Below are 14339 nucleotides of genomic sequence, written 5' to 3'. Positions count from 1 at the left end.
CGGGGTCTCCAGGCGGGTCGCGATCCGGACAGCCCGACGTCAGTCGGTCGCCCGTACGGCGTAGTTGAGGACCTTTTCGCCCAGCAGCTCTTCCATCTCGTCGAGGAGGACGAGAGCCTCCCGGGAGGCCTCCGCGGGTTTGCGGCCGGCGAGCATCTGGTCCGCGATCCAGCCGATCAGACTCTGGTGCACCCAGCCGATCTGGCCGGCCATCAGGCCGGGCAGCGGGTCGTCGGCCGGTGCGCCGGTCTCCTCCCGGAGCGTTTCCTCCAGGTTGACGTGGATCTCCTGCTGCATGTACCAGAGGCGGGCCTTGAGGGTGGGCGCCTCGTGCACCACCCGCATGAACTGGTCGTAACCCTCCATCAGGCCGACCCGCGGCGAGACCGCCTCCACCTCCTCGCGCAGCTCCCGCAGCACGGCGGTGGCCGCGGACTCCCCGGCCGCCCGGCCGCGTACGAAGCGCGAGAGCCGGTCCAGGACGCCCTTGCTCCGGTCGAAGAACAGGTCCTCCTTGGCCGGGAAGTAGTTGTAGACGGTGTTCACGGAGACCTCCGCGGCCTCGGCGACCTCCGCAATGGTCACCGCATCGAAGCCGCGCGCCATGAACAGGCCGGTGGCCACGTCCGAGATGAACTGGCGGGTCTGCCGCTTCTTCCGCTCCCTGAGTCCCTCTGCCATGGCCTCACCCTACCCTTCGCTGGGCTCAATGAAATTTTGGAGACGTTGCAATTTTTCAGTCACTCTGTTTTTCTGTGGGCATGCCAGTCCTCAGCGCGTCCGGACTCGCCCGGACCTTCACCACCCAACGCGGCACCGTCGAGGCGGTGCGCGGTATCGACCTCCGCGCCGAGCGCGGCGAGATCCTCGGCTTCCTCGGGCCGAACGGCGCCGGGAAGACCACGACCCTGCGCATGCTCACGACCCTGCTGACGCCCACCGGCGGCACCGCGGACGTCGCCGGCTGCGACCTCGTCCGCGATCCGGCGGGCGTACGCCGCGCCACCGGCTACGTCGCCCAGTCCGGCGGCGTCGACCCGCACGTCTCGGTACGCGAGGAGCTGGTCACCCAGGCCCGCCTCTACCGCCTCGGCAAGGCCGAAGCCCTGGCCCGTACCGAGGAGTTGGCCGCCGATCTGGGCCTGGACGGACTGCTCGACCGCAAGACCGCCACGCTCTCCGGCGGCCAGCGGCGCCGGCTGGACATCGCGATGGGCCTCACCCACCGCCCCCAGGTGCTGTTCCTCGACGAGCCGACGACCGGGCTCGACCCGGGCAGCCGCGCCGACCTGTGGGAGCTGGTCCGCCGGATCCGGGCCTCGCACGGCACCACCGTCTTCCTGACTACCCACTACCTCGACGAGGCCGATGCGCTCGCCGACCGGCTGGTGATCATCGACAAGGGCGTGGTGGTCGCGGAGGGCACTCCGGACGCCCTCAAACGCGCCCATGCCGGCTCCCCCGACGCCTCCCTCCAGGACACCTTCCTCGCCATCACCGGGCGCGGTGCCACGCCCCACGACCAGGCCCCCGTAGCCGTCTAGGAGCCCCCCTTGTCCACGCTTGTCTCCGACACCGCGCTGATCTTCGGGCGGTACGCCCGCCAGACGCTGCGCTCCAAGCTCCAGATGCTCTTCGGCGTGCTGATGCCGCTGCTGTATCTGCTCTTCTTCGGCCCGCTGCTGACCGATCTGCCGCTGTCCTCGTCGGGCAGCTCCTGGCAGGTGCTGGTGCCCGGACTGCTGCTCCAACTCGCCCTGTTCGGCGCCTCGTTCTGCGGTTTCGGCATCATCGTCGAGAAGCAGTACGGAGTCGTGGAGCGGATGCGGGTGACGCCGGTGAGCCGGCTGGCACTGCTGCTGGGGCGGGTGCTGCGGGACGCCGCGCTGTTCGTCTTCCAGGCGGTGCTGCTGGTGCTGGTCGCACTGGCCATGGGGCTGCGGGCACCGCTGCCCGGCATCCTCATCGGCCTTGCCTTCGTCGCCGTACTGACCGTGGCACTGGCCTCGCTGTCGTACGCGCTGGCGCTGAAGGTCAGCACACCGCAGGAGTTCGGACCGGTCATCAACTCCGTCACCATGCCCACGATGCTGCTGTCCGGGCTGATGCTGCCGATGGCGCTGGGGCCGAAGTGGCTCGATGTGCTCTCACACTTCATGCCGTTCCGCTATCTCGTGGACGCGGTACGGGCGGCGTTCGTCGGCTCCTACGCCTCGTCGGCCATGCTCTACGGCGCGCTGGTGGCGGTCGCGTTCGCCACCCTGTCCGTGACCTGTTGCACCCGGGTCTTCCGCAGGTCCGCGGCGTAGGCTCGCCCCCATGGTGAATCTGACCCGCATCTACACCCGCACCGGCGACAAGGGCACCACCGCCCTGGGCGACATGAGCCGTACCGCCAAGACCGATTCGCGGATCTCGGCGTACGCGGACGCCAATGAGGCCAATGGGGCGATCGGCGTGGCCCTGGCGCTCGGCTCGCTCCCCGAGGACGTTGCGGCAGTGCTGCTGCGGGTGCAGAACGACCTGTTCGACGTCGGCGCGGACCTGTCGACGCCGGTGGTGGAGCACCCGGAATTCCCGCCGCTGCGCGTCGAGCAGAGCTATATCGACAAACTGGAGGCCGACTGCGACCGGTTCCTGGCGGAGCTGGAGAAGCTGCGCAGCTTCATCCTTCCCGGCGGTACGCCCGGCGCCGCGCTGCTGCACCAGGCGTGCACGGTCGTCCGCCGCGCGGAGCGCTCGACCTGGGCCGCCTTCGAGGAGCACGGCGAGACCATGAACCCGCTGACGGCCACCTACCTCAACCGCCTCTCCGACCTCCTGTTCATCCTGGCCCGTACGGCCAACAAGGAGGTCGGAGACGTGCTGTGGGTGCCGGGCGGAGAGCGCTGAGCGGCCGACGCTAGCGCAGCGTCTTGTGCTGCGGCCGGGCCGCTTCCTCGGGGGCGGCGGTCCGGGCCGGGGCCTTCTTCTGCCAGATGAGGTAGGTCAGTGCGATCACCCCGTGGATGCTGACGATCTTCAGCGAGGTGCCCTGCCACTCGTGCAGCGAGGTGCTGTCGCCGCCGTCACCGACGTACCAGATCGCGATCTGCAGCAGCCCGCACGCGACCACGGCCATCACCACCGTGCGCAGCCACAGCTTCCCTTCGTGCTTGGCGCGGGCAAGGCCGTACTGCGGCGCCTTGACCGGCGGCGGGCCGCCCGCGAAACGGTGCGAGAAGTGCCCGTCGACCCACTTGATCGTGTAGTGGCCGTAGGCGACCGTGAAGCCGATGTAGACGGCGGCCAGGCCGTGCTTCCAGTCCGCGGCCGCACCGTTCTTCAGGTCGATCGCCGTGACGATCAGCAGGATCAGCTCCAGCAGCGGCTCCATCAGGAGCACCGCCGCTCCGGTACGCGGCATCCGGGCCAGGTAGCGCAGCGTCAGACCGAGGGCCAACAGCACCCAGAAGCCGACCTCGCAGGCGATGATCAGCGCGACGATCACGGCTGTCTCCTTTCAGGGCTCTCCACCGAACACCTCAAGCCTTCCAGCGGCCGCCGCCCGCCACGTCGTCGCACACGATGATCCGGGACTGCATCTTTCGATGTAGCGCGCGGCTCACGGGGATGACCCGGACGTGGAGGCAGCGGGCCCCGGCGCCGTGTTTGATGGAGGGGTGACCGCCAGATCCCTCGCCGCCCCCGGCCGGCCGCACCGCCTCGATGTCCTCATCGCGGGCGGCGGGCTGCTCGGCGGGCTGCTGCTCTGGGCGATGAATCTGCACGGTGGTCCCTCCCGCCTGGGGCTGCCCACCTCGCTCACCCTGCTCGCGCTCACCACGATGTCGGTGGCGGAGCTGATGCGCCGTACGGCCCCGATGGCGGCGCTGGCCCTCGCGGTGCCGGCACTGGCCCTGGACGTCTGCGCCGGCACCCTGGTCGCCACCGTCCTGATGTTCACGGACGTGGTCTATGCCGCGGTGCTCTACGGTCCGGCCAATGCGGCCCGCCGGATCCCGCTGCACTCCGTCCTGGTGACGGTCCTGGCGGCCATCGCACTGACCGCGCTCTGGCAGAACCCGCAGGTCATCATGGCCGTCATCGGCATCGCGCTGGTCACCATCGCCCCGGCCTGGACCGGCATCATCATCCGTAATCACCGCGACGCGGCGCAGGCCGCCCAGCTGCGGGCCGAGCAGATCGCGCTGCTCGCCGAGATCGACCGCACGCAGGCGGTGGCCGGCGAGCGGGCACGGATGGCCCGCGAGCTGCACGACATGGTCGCCAACCACCTGTCCGCCATCGCGATCCACTCCACCGCCGCGCAGTCCATCGACGACCCGTCGGCGACCCGCGAGGCGCTCGGGGTGATCCGTGAGAACAGCGTGCAAGGTCTGGCCGAAATGCGCCGTCTCATCGGGCTGTTGCGGGACCCGAAGACGGCCGAACGGGACGAGGAGCCCGCCGCGACCCCGACGCTCGACGGGCTGGACGCGCTGCTCGACCAGGTCCGTACGAGCGGCGGCAGCAGCGGGCTGACCTTTGTGCTGGAGGACGCCCGGGGCCAGGACGTCCCCGGCGCCGGGCCGAAGCCTCCGGCGCCGGTCGAGCTGGCCGCGTACCGCATCGTCCAGGAGTCGCTCACCAACGCGCTCAAGCACGCCGCGCCCGGCGAGGTGCGGGTACGCATCGCCCACGACCGCGGCGGGGCGCTCACCGTCGCCGTCCGCAGCCCGTTCGCCGACCGCCCCGACCCCCGTGCGCCCGGCTCCGGCACCGGCCTGGTCGGGATGCGCGAGCGGATCGCCCTGCTGGGCGGAGCATTCGAGGCCGGCCCGGAGGGCGGGCCGGCCGGCACAGTCTGGCTGGTGCGGGCAGCGTTGCCCGCCGCCGAGGAGGAAGAACAACGATGACAGGCGCCGACGCGCAGCCGATCCGGGTTCTCGTCGCCGAGGACCAGTCCGCCGTACGGGCCGGACTGGTCCTCATCCTGCGCTCCGCCCCCGATATCGAGGTCGTCGGGGAGGCCGAGGACGGCGAGGAGGCGGTACGGCTCGCCCGCGAGCTGCGCCCGGCCCTCGTTCTCATGGACATCCAGATGCCCCGCCTCGACGGGGTCTCCGCCACCCGGCAGGTGGTCTCCGAGAAACTGGCGGACGTCCTGGTGCTGACCACCTTCGACCTGGACGAATACGTCTTCGGGGCGTTACGGGCGGGGGCGGCGGGCTTCCTCCTCAAGGACAGCGACGCGGCCGCGCTGCTGACCGCGGTGCGCACCGTGGCGTCCGGCGAGGGGCTGATCGCTCCGGCGGTGACCCGGCGGCTGATCGCGGAGTTCGCGAGCCCGCGCACGGCGGTCCGGCGGCCTGCGCGGGACGGCGAGGCCCCGGATCCGGCGGTTCTGGACGCGCTGACGCCACGCGAGCGGGAGGTGCTGGGCTGTCTGGGGCGGGGGCTGTCGAACGCCGATATCGCGCTGCGGCTGGCCATGGCGGAGGCCACCGTGAAAACACATGTCAGCCGGCTGCTGGCGAAGCTGGATCTGCGCAGCCGGGTGCAAGCGGCCGTGTTGGCACAGGAGTTGGGGGTGGACGGGCCGTAGGGGGTGGCCGAACACGTCCCGTAGGGGATACGTGGCCCCCCTTGTGGGGCCACAATGCGGCGGGGCCGGAGGGTATTCCCGTGGCCCCTCGGATCAGGCCACGTTCACCCGCTGGCCGGGCGGTGCCGCCTCCAGCCAGGCGAGGAAGCCGGTGAGTGCGTCCTCGCTCATCGCCAGTTCCAGGCGGGTTCCGCGGTGCCGGCAGGCCAGCACGATGGAGTCGGAGAGCAGTGCCAGCTCCTCCTCCCCCTGCGGGGTGCGGCGCTCCAGGACCTCGATGGCGGAGCGCTCCAGGACACGGCGTGGCCGGGGCGCGTACGAGAACACCCGGAACCACTCGATCCGGTCGCCGTTGTAGCGCGACACACCGTAGATCCAGCCTTTGCCGCCGGTCTCGTTCTCCGGCACCTGCCAGCGCAGACTGCAGTCGAAGGTGCCGCCGGACCGCTGGATGAGCCGCCGCCTCAGTCCGAAGACGAACAGCCCCAGCAGCACCAGTACCACGACCACGCCGCTCACAAGCAGAGCGAGGACCATCTCGACCGACCTCCTCGCCTCGGTGGGGTTACCCCCCAGACACAGTCTGAGGGCGGGAAACGCACCTGCATTGCCTCAGCCGCGGGCCGCTCCGGACAACTCCGGGCAGCCCGCGGCTGAGGATCGATCTCGTCGGTGACGGGGCTCAGTGAACGCCCGTCACCGCACGCAGCCGGACATCGGCGCGGCGCTCGGCGGCCGCGTCGGCCTCCGACTTCGCTCGCTCCAGGGCCCGCTCCGCGCGCTGGACATCGATCTCGTCCGACAGCTCGGCCACCTCTGCGAGCAGAGACAGCTTGTTGTCGGCGAACGAGATGAAGCCGCCGTGCACCGCGACGACGACGGTGCCGTCCCCGCTCTCGCCGGTCGTACGAATCGTCACCGGGCCCGACTGCAGCACGCCGAGAAGCGGCTGGTGTCCGGGCATGACGCCGATGTCGCCCGACGAGGTGCGCGCGACAACCAGGCTGGCCTCGCCGGACCAGATCTGGCGGTCCGCGGCAACCAACTCGACGTGCAGCTCAGCCACGATGGCTCCTCGGGTCTCCACCTGCCTGGCTCGGCAGATGTTGGGTCAAATACTAGTGGTCGTACGGACCGGGGGCGGCCAGGGCCGCCCCCGGGACCGGTGCCGGGGTCAGGAGACGCCCAGCTCCTTGGCATTGGCCTTCAGGTCCTCGATGCCACCGCACATGAAGAACGCCTGCTCGGGGAAGTGGTCGTAGTCACCGTCGGCGATCGCGTTGAACGCCGCGATCGTCTCGTCCAGCGGGACGTCCGAGCCGTCGACACCGGTGAACTGCTTCGCCACGTGGGTGTTCTGCGACAGGAACCGCTCGATACGACGGGCGCGGTGGACGGTGAGCTTGTCCTCCTCGCCGAGCTCGTCGATACCCAGAATCGCGATGATGTCCTGGAGGTCCTTGTACTTCTGCAGGATCGTCTTGACGCGCGAAGCGCAGTCGTAGTGCTCCTGCGAGATGTAGCGGGGGTCCAGGATCCGGGACGTCGAGTCCAGCGGGTCGACCGCCGGGTAGATGCCCTTCTCCGAGATCGGGCGCGACAGAACGGTCGTCGCGTCCAGGTGGGCGAAGGTGGTGGCCGGCGCCGGGTCGGTCAGGTCGTCCGCGGGGACGTAGATCGCCTGCATCGAGGTGATCGAGTGACCACGGGTCGAGGTGATGCGCTCCTGGAGGAGACCCATCTCGTCGGCCAGGTTCGGCTGGTAGCCCACCGCGGAGGGCATCCGGCCGAGCAGGGTCGACACCTCGGAACCCGCCTGGGTGTACCGGAAGATGTTGTCGATGAAGAACAGCACGTCCTGCTTCTGCACATCGCGGAAGTACTCCGCCATGGTCAGACCGGCCAGGGCGACGCGCAGACGGGTGCCCGGGGGCTCGTCCATCTGACCGAAGACCAGCGCGGTCTTGTCGATGACGCCGGACTCCGTCATTTCCTCGATGAGGTCGTTGCCCTCACGGGTGCGCTCGCCGACACCGGCGAACACCGACACACCGTCGTGGTTGTTGGCCACGCGGTAGATCATTTCCTGGATCAGAACGGTCTTGCCGACACCGGCACCACCGAACAGACCGATCTTGCCGCCCTTGACGTACGGGGTCAGCAGGTCGATGACCTTGACGCCGGTCTCGAACATCTCGGTCTTGGACTCGAGCTGGTCGAAGGACGGAGCCTTGCGGTGGATCGCCCAGCGCTCGGTGACCTCGGACGCGGCCTCCGGCTTGTTGAGGATCTCGCCGAGGGTGTTGAACACCTTGCCCTTGGTGACCTCGCCGACGGGGACGGTGATCCCGGTGCCGGTGTTGGTCACCGCGGCCTGGCGGACCAGGCCGTCGGTGGGCTGCATGGAGATGGCACGGACCAGGCCGTCGCCCAGGTGCTGCGCGACCTCAAGGGTCAGCATCTTGAGCTTGCCCTGCTCGGCCGGGTCGGCGACCTCGACGGTCAGCGCGTTGTAGATGTCCGGCATCGCGTCGACGGGGAACTCCACGTCGACGACCGGGCCGATGACCCGCGCGACGCGGCCAGTGGCCACGCCACTAGCAGCGGACGTTTCAACAGTGGTGGTCATAGTGGTCAGTCACTCCCCGCGGTCGCGTCGGCCAGAGCACTGGCACCACCGACGATCTCGCTGATTTCCTGGGTGATTTCGGCCTGTCGGGCCGCGTTGGCAAGCCGCGAGAGCGACTTGATGAGCTCTTCTGCATTGTCGGTCGCCGACTTCATCGCACGACGCGTGGCGGCGTGCTTGGAGGCGGCGGCCTGCAGAAGCGCGTTGTAGATCCGCGACTCGACATACCGCGGAAGCAGGGCGTCGAGGACGTCCTCGGCCGACGGCTCGAAGTCGAACAGCGGAAGGATCTCGCCCTTGGACGACTCCTCCGACTCCTGTGCCGCCTTGTCGAGGCTGAGCGGCAGCAGCCGGTCGTCGAGCGCCGTCTGCGTCATCATCGAGATGAACTCGGTGTAGACGATGTGGAGTTCGTCCACTCCACCCTTGGCGGTGTCCTGCTGGACAGCCTCGATGAGCGGAGCGGCGATCGCCTTGGCGTCCCCGTACGTCGGGCTGTCGGTGAAACCGGTCCACGACTCCACGACCTTGCGCTCGCGGAAGCTGTAGTACGACACACCCTTGCGCCCGACGATGTAGGCGTCGACTTCCTTGCCCTCGGCCTTGAGCCGCTCGGTGAGCTGCTCCGCGGCCTTGATGACATTGGAGGAGTAGCCGCCGGCCAGACCGCGGTCGCTCGTGATGAGCAGCAGCGCGGCCCGGGTGGGCCGCTCGGCCTCGGTCGTCAGCGGGTGCTGGGTGTTCGAGCCCGTGGCAACCGCTGTCACCGCGCGGGTCAGTTCACTCGCGTACGGCGTCGATGCCGCCACCTGGCGCTGCGCCTTGACGACGCGCGAGGCGGCGATCATCTCCATCGCCTTGGTGATCTTCTTGGTCGCGGAGACGGAGCGGATGCGACGCTTGTAGACCCGGAGCTTGGCTCCCATGGATCAGGTCCCTTCCGTCGTCACTTGCTGGTGCCGGCCGGGGCGTCCTCGCCGAGCAGCTTGCCGTCCGAGGTCTCGAACTGCTGCTTGAAGGCGTCGACGGCCTCGGCGAGCGCAGCGAGGGTGTCGTCGGACATCTTGGCGCCCTCGCGGATGCTGGTCAGCAGGTCCTTCTTCTCGAGGTGCAGGTAGTCGAGAAGCTCCCGCTCGAAGCGGCGGATGTCCTCCACCGGCACATCGTCCATCTTGCCGTTGGTGCCGGCCCAGATGGAGACGACCTGGTCCTCGGTGGCGTACGGGCTGTACTGGCGCTGCTTGAGCAGCTCAGTCATCCGCTTACCGCGCTCCAGCTGCGCCTTGGAGGCCGCGTCCAGGTCGGAACCGAAGGCGGCGAACGCCTCCAGCTCGCGGTACTGGGCCAGGTCCACACGAAGCCGGCCGGAAACCTGCCGCATCGCCTTGTGCTGGGCGGAGCCACCGACACGGGAGACGGAGATACCGACGTTCAGCGCCGGGCGCTGGCCCGCGTTGAACAGGTCCGACTCCAGGAAGCACTGGCCGTCGGTGATGGAGATGACGTTGGTCGGAATGAACGCCGACACGTCGTTCGCCTTGGTCTCGACGATCGGGAGACCGGTCATCGAACCGGCGCCCATGTCGTCGGAGAGCTTGGCGCAGCGCTCCAGCAGACGCGAGTGCAGGTAGAAGACGTCGCCCGGGTAGGCCTCACGGCCCGGCGGACGGCGCAGCAGCAGGGACACGGCGCGGTAGGCGTCGGCCTGCTTCGAGAGGTCATCGAAGATGATCAGGACGTGCTTGCCCTGGTACATCCAGTGCTGGCCGATGGCCGAGCCGGTGTAGGGCGCCAGGTACTTGAAGCCCGCCGGGTCGGACGCCGGGGCGGCGACGATGGTCGTGTACTCCAGGGCACCGGCCTCCTCCAGCGCGCCGCGCACGGACGCGATGGTGGAGCCCTTCTGGCCGATGGCGACGTAGATGCAGCGGACCTGCTTCTTCGGGTCGCCGGTGCGCCAGTTGTCGCGCTGGTTGATGATCGTGTCGACGGCCAGGGCGGTCTTGCCGGTCTGGCGGTCACCGATGATCAGCTGACGCTGGCCACGGCCGATCGGCACCATCGAGTCGACGGCCTTGTAGCCGGTCTCCATCGGCTCGTGGACCGACTTACGGACCATGACGCCCGGAGCCTGCAGCTCCAGGGCGCGGCGGCCCTCGGACTCGATCTCGCCGAGGCCGTCGATCGGGTTGCCCAGCGGGTCGACGACGCGGCCGAGGTAGCCCTCGCCCACGGCGACCGAGAGCACCTCACCGGTGCGCTGCACCGGCTGGCCCTCCTCGATACCGCTGAACTCACCGAGGACGACCGCACCGATCTCGCGCTCTTCCAGGTTCAGCGCAAGACCGAGGGTGCCGTCCTCGAACTTCAGCAGTTCGTTCGCCATCGCCGAGGGAAGGCCCTCGACATGCGCGATGCCGTCTCCGGCATCGCTGACCGTGCCGACCTCCTCGCGCGAGGCCGCGTCCGGCTTGTACGCCTGGACGAAGTTCTCCAGCGCGTCCCGGATCTCCTCCGGCCGGATCGTGAGCTCCGCCATCTGGGTTCCCTGCTCTCCTTGTTGGGCCCGAAGTTACTTGCGGGTGTCTGGGGGGCTGTCCCCCAGGGGGTTTCCGCTTACGGCCCAACTCGGGCCGCCGTCATGCTTGTGCTGGTCCCCGGGGCTTCCTCCGGACCGCAGCCGGACCTCTCGGTCCGGCCGGCTGGTCCGGCGTCTGGCCGCCGGTTGTGCAGCTCTTGAGTTGGTGGCTGGGTCAGCCGGCCATCCGCCGGTCCGCCTCTTCGAGGCGCTCCGCGATGGTCCCGTTGATGACCTCGTCGCCGATCCGGACCTGGACTCCGCCGAGGACCTCGGGGTCCACGTCGAGGTTCAGGTGGATCTGCCGTCCGTACAGCTGCGTCAGGGAAGCGCCCAGGCGCTGCCGCTGTCCTTCGCTGAGGGGCACCGCGGAGGTGACCACCGCGACCATCCGGTCCCGGCGGCTCGCCGCCAGCTTGGAGAGGGCATCGAGCCCCGCCTCCAGGCTACGACCCCGCGGCTGTACGACAAGGCGGATCACGACGCGCTCGGTGACCGGGTTCGCCCGGCCGCCCAGCAGCGTGTGCAGCAGCTCCGTCTTGGCCTCGACCGACGCGTTCCGGTCGGTCAGCGCACGCCGCAGCTCGCCGTTGGAGCTGACGATCCGGCCGAACCGGAACAGCTCGTCCTCGACGTCGTCGAGCTGGCCGGCCCGCTGGGCGGCCACGAGGTCGGCGCTGTAGGCCAGCTCCTCGAGCGCGTCCGTCAGGTCACGCGAGCGCGACCAGCGGGAGCGGACCATGCCGGACAGCAGGTCGAGGGTCGGACCGCCGACCCGGCTGCCCAGCAGCCGCCCGGCCAGTTCGGCCCGCGCCTCGCCGGGCTGCGCCGGGTCGGTGAGAACCCGACGCAGCGACCCCTCGCGGTCGAGCAGAGCGGTGACGGCAGCCAGCTCCTCGGCGAGCTTCGCCGCATCGACGGAGGTGTCATCCGTCAGCGCGTTGAATCGCTCGCGTGCGGAGACAAGTGCCTCGCGGCTCGCTCCGTTCATCGGCCGGCCTCAGCCTTCGTCGCGCCCGACGCCGCCTTGCCCTCGACCTCGTCGAGGAAGCGGTCGACGGTCCGGCTCTGCCGGGCGTGGTCCTCGAGGGACTCGCCGACGATCTTTCCGGCCAGGTCGACGGCAAGCTTGCCGACGTCCCTGCGCAGCGCCTGCGCGGCCTGCTTCCGGTCCGCCTCGATCTGGGTGTGACCGGCAGCGATGATCTCCTCGCGCTGCCGCTGGCCCTCAGCGCGCATCTCAGCAATGAGAGTCGCGCCCTGCTCCTGCGCCTCCTGGCGCAGTCGCGCGGCCTCGTGGCGGGCGTCGGCCAGCTGTGCCCGGTAGTCCGCGAGCACCTGCTGAGCCTCGGCCTGAGTCGCCTCGGCTTCCTCCATGCGGCCTTCGATCAGCTTCCGACGCTCGTCCAGAACCTTGTTGATGTTCGGGAGGAGCTTCTTCGCCAGGATGCCGAAGACGATGAAGAAGGCGACCAGGCCGATGACCAGCTCTGGAATCGGCGGGAACAGGGGGTTCTCAGGAACCTCCGCCGCCATGTTGAAGACCAGGGCGTTCACATCAATGCCTTCCGTCTGATTGGACGTCGTCTAACGGGCCGCTTACTTGTACGCGTAACCCATGACGATGCCGATGAGGGCGAGCGCCTCACAGAAGGCGAAACCCATGATCTGGTTGGTACGGATCAGGCCGGCCGCCTCGGGCTGGCGGGCGAGGGCCTGGGTGCCGTTACCGAAGATGATGCCGACGCCGACGCCGGGGCCGATGGCGGCCAGGCCATACCCGACCGAGGCGATGTTGCCGGTGAGGCCGGCGGCGAGGTTCACAGTCTCGAGGGCAGCGGACATGCCGTTACTTCCTTCTCTTTCACGGACCGGTGGGGGTTGGCCACCGGACGATTAACAGATTGCGGAGTCGGGGGTGCTCAGTGGTGCTCGGCGAGCGCGCCCTGGACGTAGTTGCAGGCCAGGAGCACGAAGACGTACGCCTGGATCGCCTGGATGAAGAGCTCGAAGGCCGTCATCGCGATGGTCATCAGGAACGACGCACCGGCGTAGACGAAGCCGAGGCCGTTCGCCAAGTACCAAGTGGCGATGGTGAACATCACGATCAGCAGGTGGCCGGCGAACATGTTGGCGAAGAGCCGGACGGCGTGGGTGAAGGGCCGCACGAGCATGTTCGAGAAGAACTCGATGACGACGATCAGCGGCAGGACCCAGCCGAGCGACCTGTCCCAGCCGGTGATGTTCTTCCAGCCGCCGACGAAGCCGTGCTTCTTGAACGTCAGCGACACCCACAGGATGTAGACGATCAGAGCGAGCCCGATGGGGAACGAGATGATCGACGTGACCGGGAACTGGGCGACCGGAATGATCGACCAGATGTTCATGACCCACACGAAGAAGAACAGCGAGACCATGAGGGGGACGTATTTCTCGCCCTCCTTCTTGCCCAGCGCGTCGTAGACGAGCCCGCGACGCACGAAGTCGTAGCCGACCTCGCCGATCATCTGCAGCTTCCCGGGGACCACCTTGGCCTTGCCGAATGCGGCCCAGAAGAACCACACCACGACGACCGTGCTGAGCAGGGCCAGCAGCATCGGCTTGTTGAACTCGTAGCCGCCGACTTTGAAGAGCGGGTCGAATACGAACGAATGAAGACCCGGGGCCTCGAAGCCACACCCCGGAATAAAGAGGTGGCACTCCGTGTCGAAGGCGAGCATCGTTTCAGCACTCACCGCGGGCTCCTTCAGCGTGGCGCATGGGTACGGCAACCTCGTTGTGTCGGCGCGGCGTTGAGCCACGGAGCGGCACTGGACTGGTCTTACGGATTAGGGGGCGGCCGGCCGGCGCTGGGCCGGGCCGAATCACAGGCATCGGCCGCGAGAACTGCCCGTTCCATCCCGTGGAATCTGGGAGCTCAGCCGCCTGCGCCAGCTGTGCCGCAGTTGGCACCGGACGATAGCAGGCCCGCATGAGGGCATTTATCCCGGCCCTACGTCTCACGTCGGCGACCCCGCCGTCTCCGCCTTCTTCGAGTCCGCGGAGTCGGGGTTCACGTACAGAATCTTCTCCTTCATATGACCGCGGGTCTGTGCCGCGATCCATACGAGGGTGGCGCCGAGCAAGGTGAAGGCGAAGGCCTTTGTGTCGAAGAGGGTGGTGTCCTTGAACGTGATCATGAAGACCGCGACGAGCAGGATCTGCACCGTGTACAGCAGCAGCCCCATCATCTGGAACAGCTGCGGAAGCTTCCTCGCGGTCTGCTGCAGGACCACCAGTCCCGCACCCATGACGAGCACCACCAGCACGGTGCCGACGACAGCGCCGATCGCTCCCGTCGCGCCGGCGACCACTGCGCTCACGGCAACGGCGATGACGCCGATGGCGAGCGTGGGCACAAGGGCGTGAAGGAGTAGTCGGGCGTCATTCGACTGCATGGCGGCGCTCCGGCAAAAGGTGGGGTTTATGTCGTCAGGGACGAGCGTAGACCCGGCCTGAGGCGGAACCTGAGGCAGAAGAAACGTCGCACTACGCTCCTTCGGCTC

The 14339-nt window shown here is 68.7% G+C and carries 17 protein-coding genes; 5 read left to right on the top strand and 12 right to left on the bottom strand.

Annotation, left to right across the window (positions count from 1 at the left end):
• Positions 1–39 precede the first annotated feature (39 nt).
• On the bottom strand, positions 40–681 hold the full coding sequence (locus tag ACWGI6_RS24385; RefSeq protein WP_453269481.1) for a TetR/AcrR family transcriptional regulator: 642 nt from the start codon (positions 679–681) through the stop codon (positions 40–42).
• Positions 682–761: 80 nt separating this feature from the next.
• On the opposite strand from ACWGI6_RS24385, the gene ACWGI6_RS24380 reads away from it, so the two are divergent.
• The 3 genes from ACWGI6_RS24380 to ACWGI6_RS24370 are packed head-to-tail and all read left to right on the top strand — an operon-like array spanning position 762 to position 2892.
• Complete coding sequence (locus tag ACWGI6_RS24380; protein WP_453269480.1) at positions 762–1544, top strand: ABC transporter ATP-binding protein; 783 nt, start codon at positions 762–764, stop codon at positions 1542–1544.
• A 9-nt stretch (positions 1545–1553) separates the two neighbouring features.
• Positions 1554–2309 carry an ABC transporter permease gene (locus tag ACWGI6_RS24375; protein ID WP_453269479.1) on the top strand — a complete coding sequence of 252 codons (756 nt, stop codon included), beginning with the start codon at positions 1554–1556 and terminating at the stop codon, positions 2307–2309.
• Positions 2310–2319: 10 nt separating this feature from the next.
• Positions 2320–2892: a cob(I)yrinic acid a,c-diamide adenosyltransferase gene (locus tag ACWGI6_RS24370; protein WP_453269478.1), complete on the top strand. Its 573-nt coding sequence runs from the start codon at positions 2320–2322 to the stop codon at positions 2890–2892.
• A gap of 10 nt (positions 2893–2902) precedes the next feature.
• Here the strand turns inward: ACWGI6_RS24370 and ACWGI6_RS24365 are convergent, their stop codons facing one another.
• A complete protein-coding gene (locus tag ACWGI6_RS24365) occupies positions 2903–3490 on the bottom strand; it encodes a hypothetical protein (protein ID WP_453269477.1) in 588 nt (195 codons plus the stop codon).
• Positions 3491–3662: 172 nt separating this feature from the next.
• Between ACWGI6_RS24365 and ACWGI6_RS24360 the strand changes: the two genes are divergently transcribed.
• Both ACWGI6_RS24360 and ACWGI6_RS24355 read left to right on the top strand, forming a co-directional pair.
• The gene (locus tag ACWGI6_RS24360; protein WP_453269476.1) at positions 3663–4898 is read left to right on the top strand and encodes a sensor histidine kinase; all 1236 of its coding nucleotides are present in this window, start codon (positions 3663–3665) and stop codon (positions 4896–4898) included.
• Positions 4895–5587: a response regulator gene (locus ACWGI6_RS24355; protein ID WP_393908657.1), complete on the top strand. Its 693-nt coding sequence runs from the start codon at positions 4895–4897 to the stop codon at positions 5585–5587. The genes ACWGI6_RS24360 and ACWGI6_RS24355 overlap by 4 nt, the downstream gene beginning before the upstream one ends.
• A gap of 93 nt (positions 5588–5680) precedes the next feature.
• Here the strand turns inward: ACWGI6_RS24355 and ACWGI6_RS24350 are convergent, their stop codons facing one another.
• From ACWGI6_RS24350 to ACWGI6_RS24305, 10 genes are all read right to left on the bottom strand, one after another.
• Positions 5681–6124 (bottom strand): DUF2550 domain-containing protein, encoded by a 444-nt coding sequence (locus ACWGI6_RS24350; protein ID WP_453269475.1) that lies wholly within the window; start codon positions 6122–6124, stop codon positions 5681–5683.
• 145 nt (positions 6125–6269) lie between these two features.
• Positions 6270–6653: a F0F1 ATP synthase subunit epsilon gene (locus ACWGI6_RS24345; RefSeq protein ID WP_393908659.1), complete on the bottom strand. Its 384-nt coding sequence runs from the start codon at positions 6651–6653 to the stop codon at positions 6270–6272.
• 108 nt (positions 6654–6761) lie between these two features.
• Positions 6762–8216: a F0F1 ATP synthase subunit beta gene (gene atpD / locus ACWGI6_RS24340; RefSeq protein ID WP_453269474.1), complete on the bottom strand. Its 1455-nt coding sequence runs from the start codon at positions 8214–8216 to the stop codon at positions 6762–6764.
• 5 nt (positions 8217–8221) lie between these two features.
• Positions 8222–9142, bottom strand: coding sequence for a F0F1 ATP synthase subunit gamma (locus ACWGI6_RS24335; RefSeq protein WP_453269473.1), 921 nt, complete (start codon positions 9140–9142; stop codon positions 8222–8224).
• A 20-nt stretch (positions 9143–9162) separates the two neighbouring features.
• Positions 9163–10755, bottom strand: coding sequence for a F0F1 ATP synthase subunit alpha (gene atpA, locus ACWGI6_RS24330; RefSeq protein ID WP_453269472.1), 1593 nt, complete (start codon positions 10753–10755; stop codon positions 9163–9165).
• Positions 10756–10969: 214 nt separating this feature from the next.
• Positions 10970–11785: a F0F1 ATP synthase subunit delta gene (locus ACWGI6_RS24325; protein WP_453269471.1), complete on the bottom strand. Its 816-nt coding sequence runs from the start codon at positions 11783–11785 to the stop codon at positions 10970–10972.
• A complete protein-coding gene (locus ACWGI6_RS24320; RefSeq protein ID WP_453269470.1) occupies positions 11782–12351 on the bottom strand; it encodes a F0F1 ATP synthase subunit B in 570 nt (189 codons plus the stop codon). The genes ACWGI6_RS24325 and ACWGI6_RS24320 overlap by 4 nt, the downstream gene beginning before the upstream one ends.
• Before the next feature lie 42 nt (positions 12352–12393).
• Positions 12394–12639: an ATP synthase F0 subunit C gene (gene atpE, locus ACWGI6_RS24315; protein ID WP_030065540.1), complete on the bottom strand. Its 246-nt coding sequence runs from the start codon at positions 12637–12639 to the stop codon at positions 12394–12396.
• A 77-nt stretch (positions 12640–12716) separates the two neighbouring features.
• A complete protein-coding gene (gene atpB / locus ACWGI6_RS24310) occupies positions 12717–13514 on the bottom strand; it encodes a F0F1 ATP synthase subunit A (RefSeq protein ID WP_453269512.1) in 798 nt (265 codons plus the stop codon).
• Between the two features lie 279 nt (positions 13515–13793).
• A complete protein-coding gene (locus ACWGI6_RS24305) occupies positions 13794–14231 on the bottom strand; it encodes a hypothetical protein (RefSeq protein ID WP_366419552.1) in 438 nt (145 codons plus the stop codon).
• Positions 14232–14339: the final 108 nt, after the last annotated feature.

Source organism: Streptomyces sp. NPDC054786, from assembly GCF_053611685.1.
This window is presented reverse-complemented; position numbering and strand designations above follow the sequence as displayed.

What these genes read in the sequence shown, in the direction of transcription:
- atpB (WP_453269512.1), bottom strand. Translation starts at nt 13,514, where the DNA reads ATGCTCGCCTTCGACACGGAGTGCCACCTCTTTATTCCGGGGTGTGGC.
- ACWGI6_RS24350 (WP_453269475.1), bottom strand. Translation starts at nt 6,124, where the DNA reads ATGGTCCTCGCTCTGCTTGTGAGCGGCGTGGTCGTGGTACTGGTGCTG.
- atpD (WP_453269474.1), bottom strand. Translation starts at nt 8,216, where the DNA reads ATGACCACCACTGTTGAAACGTCCGCTGCTAGTGGCGTGGCCACTGGC.
- ACWGI6_RS24355 (WP_393908657.1), top strand. Translation starts at nt 4,895, where the DNA reads ATGACAGGCGCCGACGCGCAGCCGATCCGGGTTCTCGTCGCCGAGGAC.
- ACWGI6_RS24305 (WP_366419552.1), bottom strand. Translation starts at nt 14,231, where the DNA reads ATGCAGTCGAATGACGCCCGACTACTCCTTCACGCCCTTGTGCCCACG.
- atpE (WP_030065540.1), bottom strand. Translation starts at nt 12,639, where the DNA reads ATGTCCGCTGCCCTCGAGACTGTGAACCTCGCCGCCGGCCTCACCGGC.
- ACWGI6_RS24385 (WP_453269481.1), bottom strand. Translation starts at nt 681, where the DNA reads ATGGCAGAGGGACTCAGGGAGCGGAAGAAGCGGCAGACCCGCCAGTTC.
- atpA (WP_453269472.1), bottom strand. Translation starts at nt 10,755, where the DNA reads ATGGCGGAGCTCACGATCCGGCCGGAGGAGATCCGGGACGCGCTGGAG.
- ACWGI6_RS24370 (WP_453269478.1), top strand. Translation starts at nt 2,320, where the DNA reads ATGGTGAATCTGACCCGCATCTACACCCGCACCGGCGACAAGGGCACC.
- ACWGI6_RS24335 (WP_453269473.1), bottom strand. Translation starts at nt 9,142, where the DNA reads ATGGGAGCCAAGCTCCGGGTCTACAAGCGTCGCATCCGCTCCGTCTCC.
- ACWGI6_RS24325 (WP_453269471.1), bottom strand. Translation starts at nt 11,785, where the DNA reads ATGAACGGAGCGAGCCGCGAGGCACTTGTCTCCGCACGCGAGCGATTC.
- ACWGI6_RS24380 (WP_453269480.1), top strand. Translation starts at nt 762, where the DNA reads ATGCCAGTCCTCAGCGCGTCCGGACTCGCCCGGACCTTCACCACCCAA.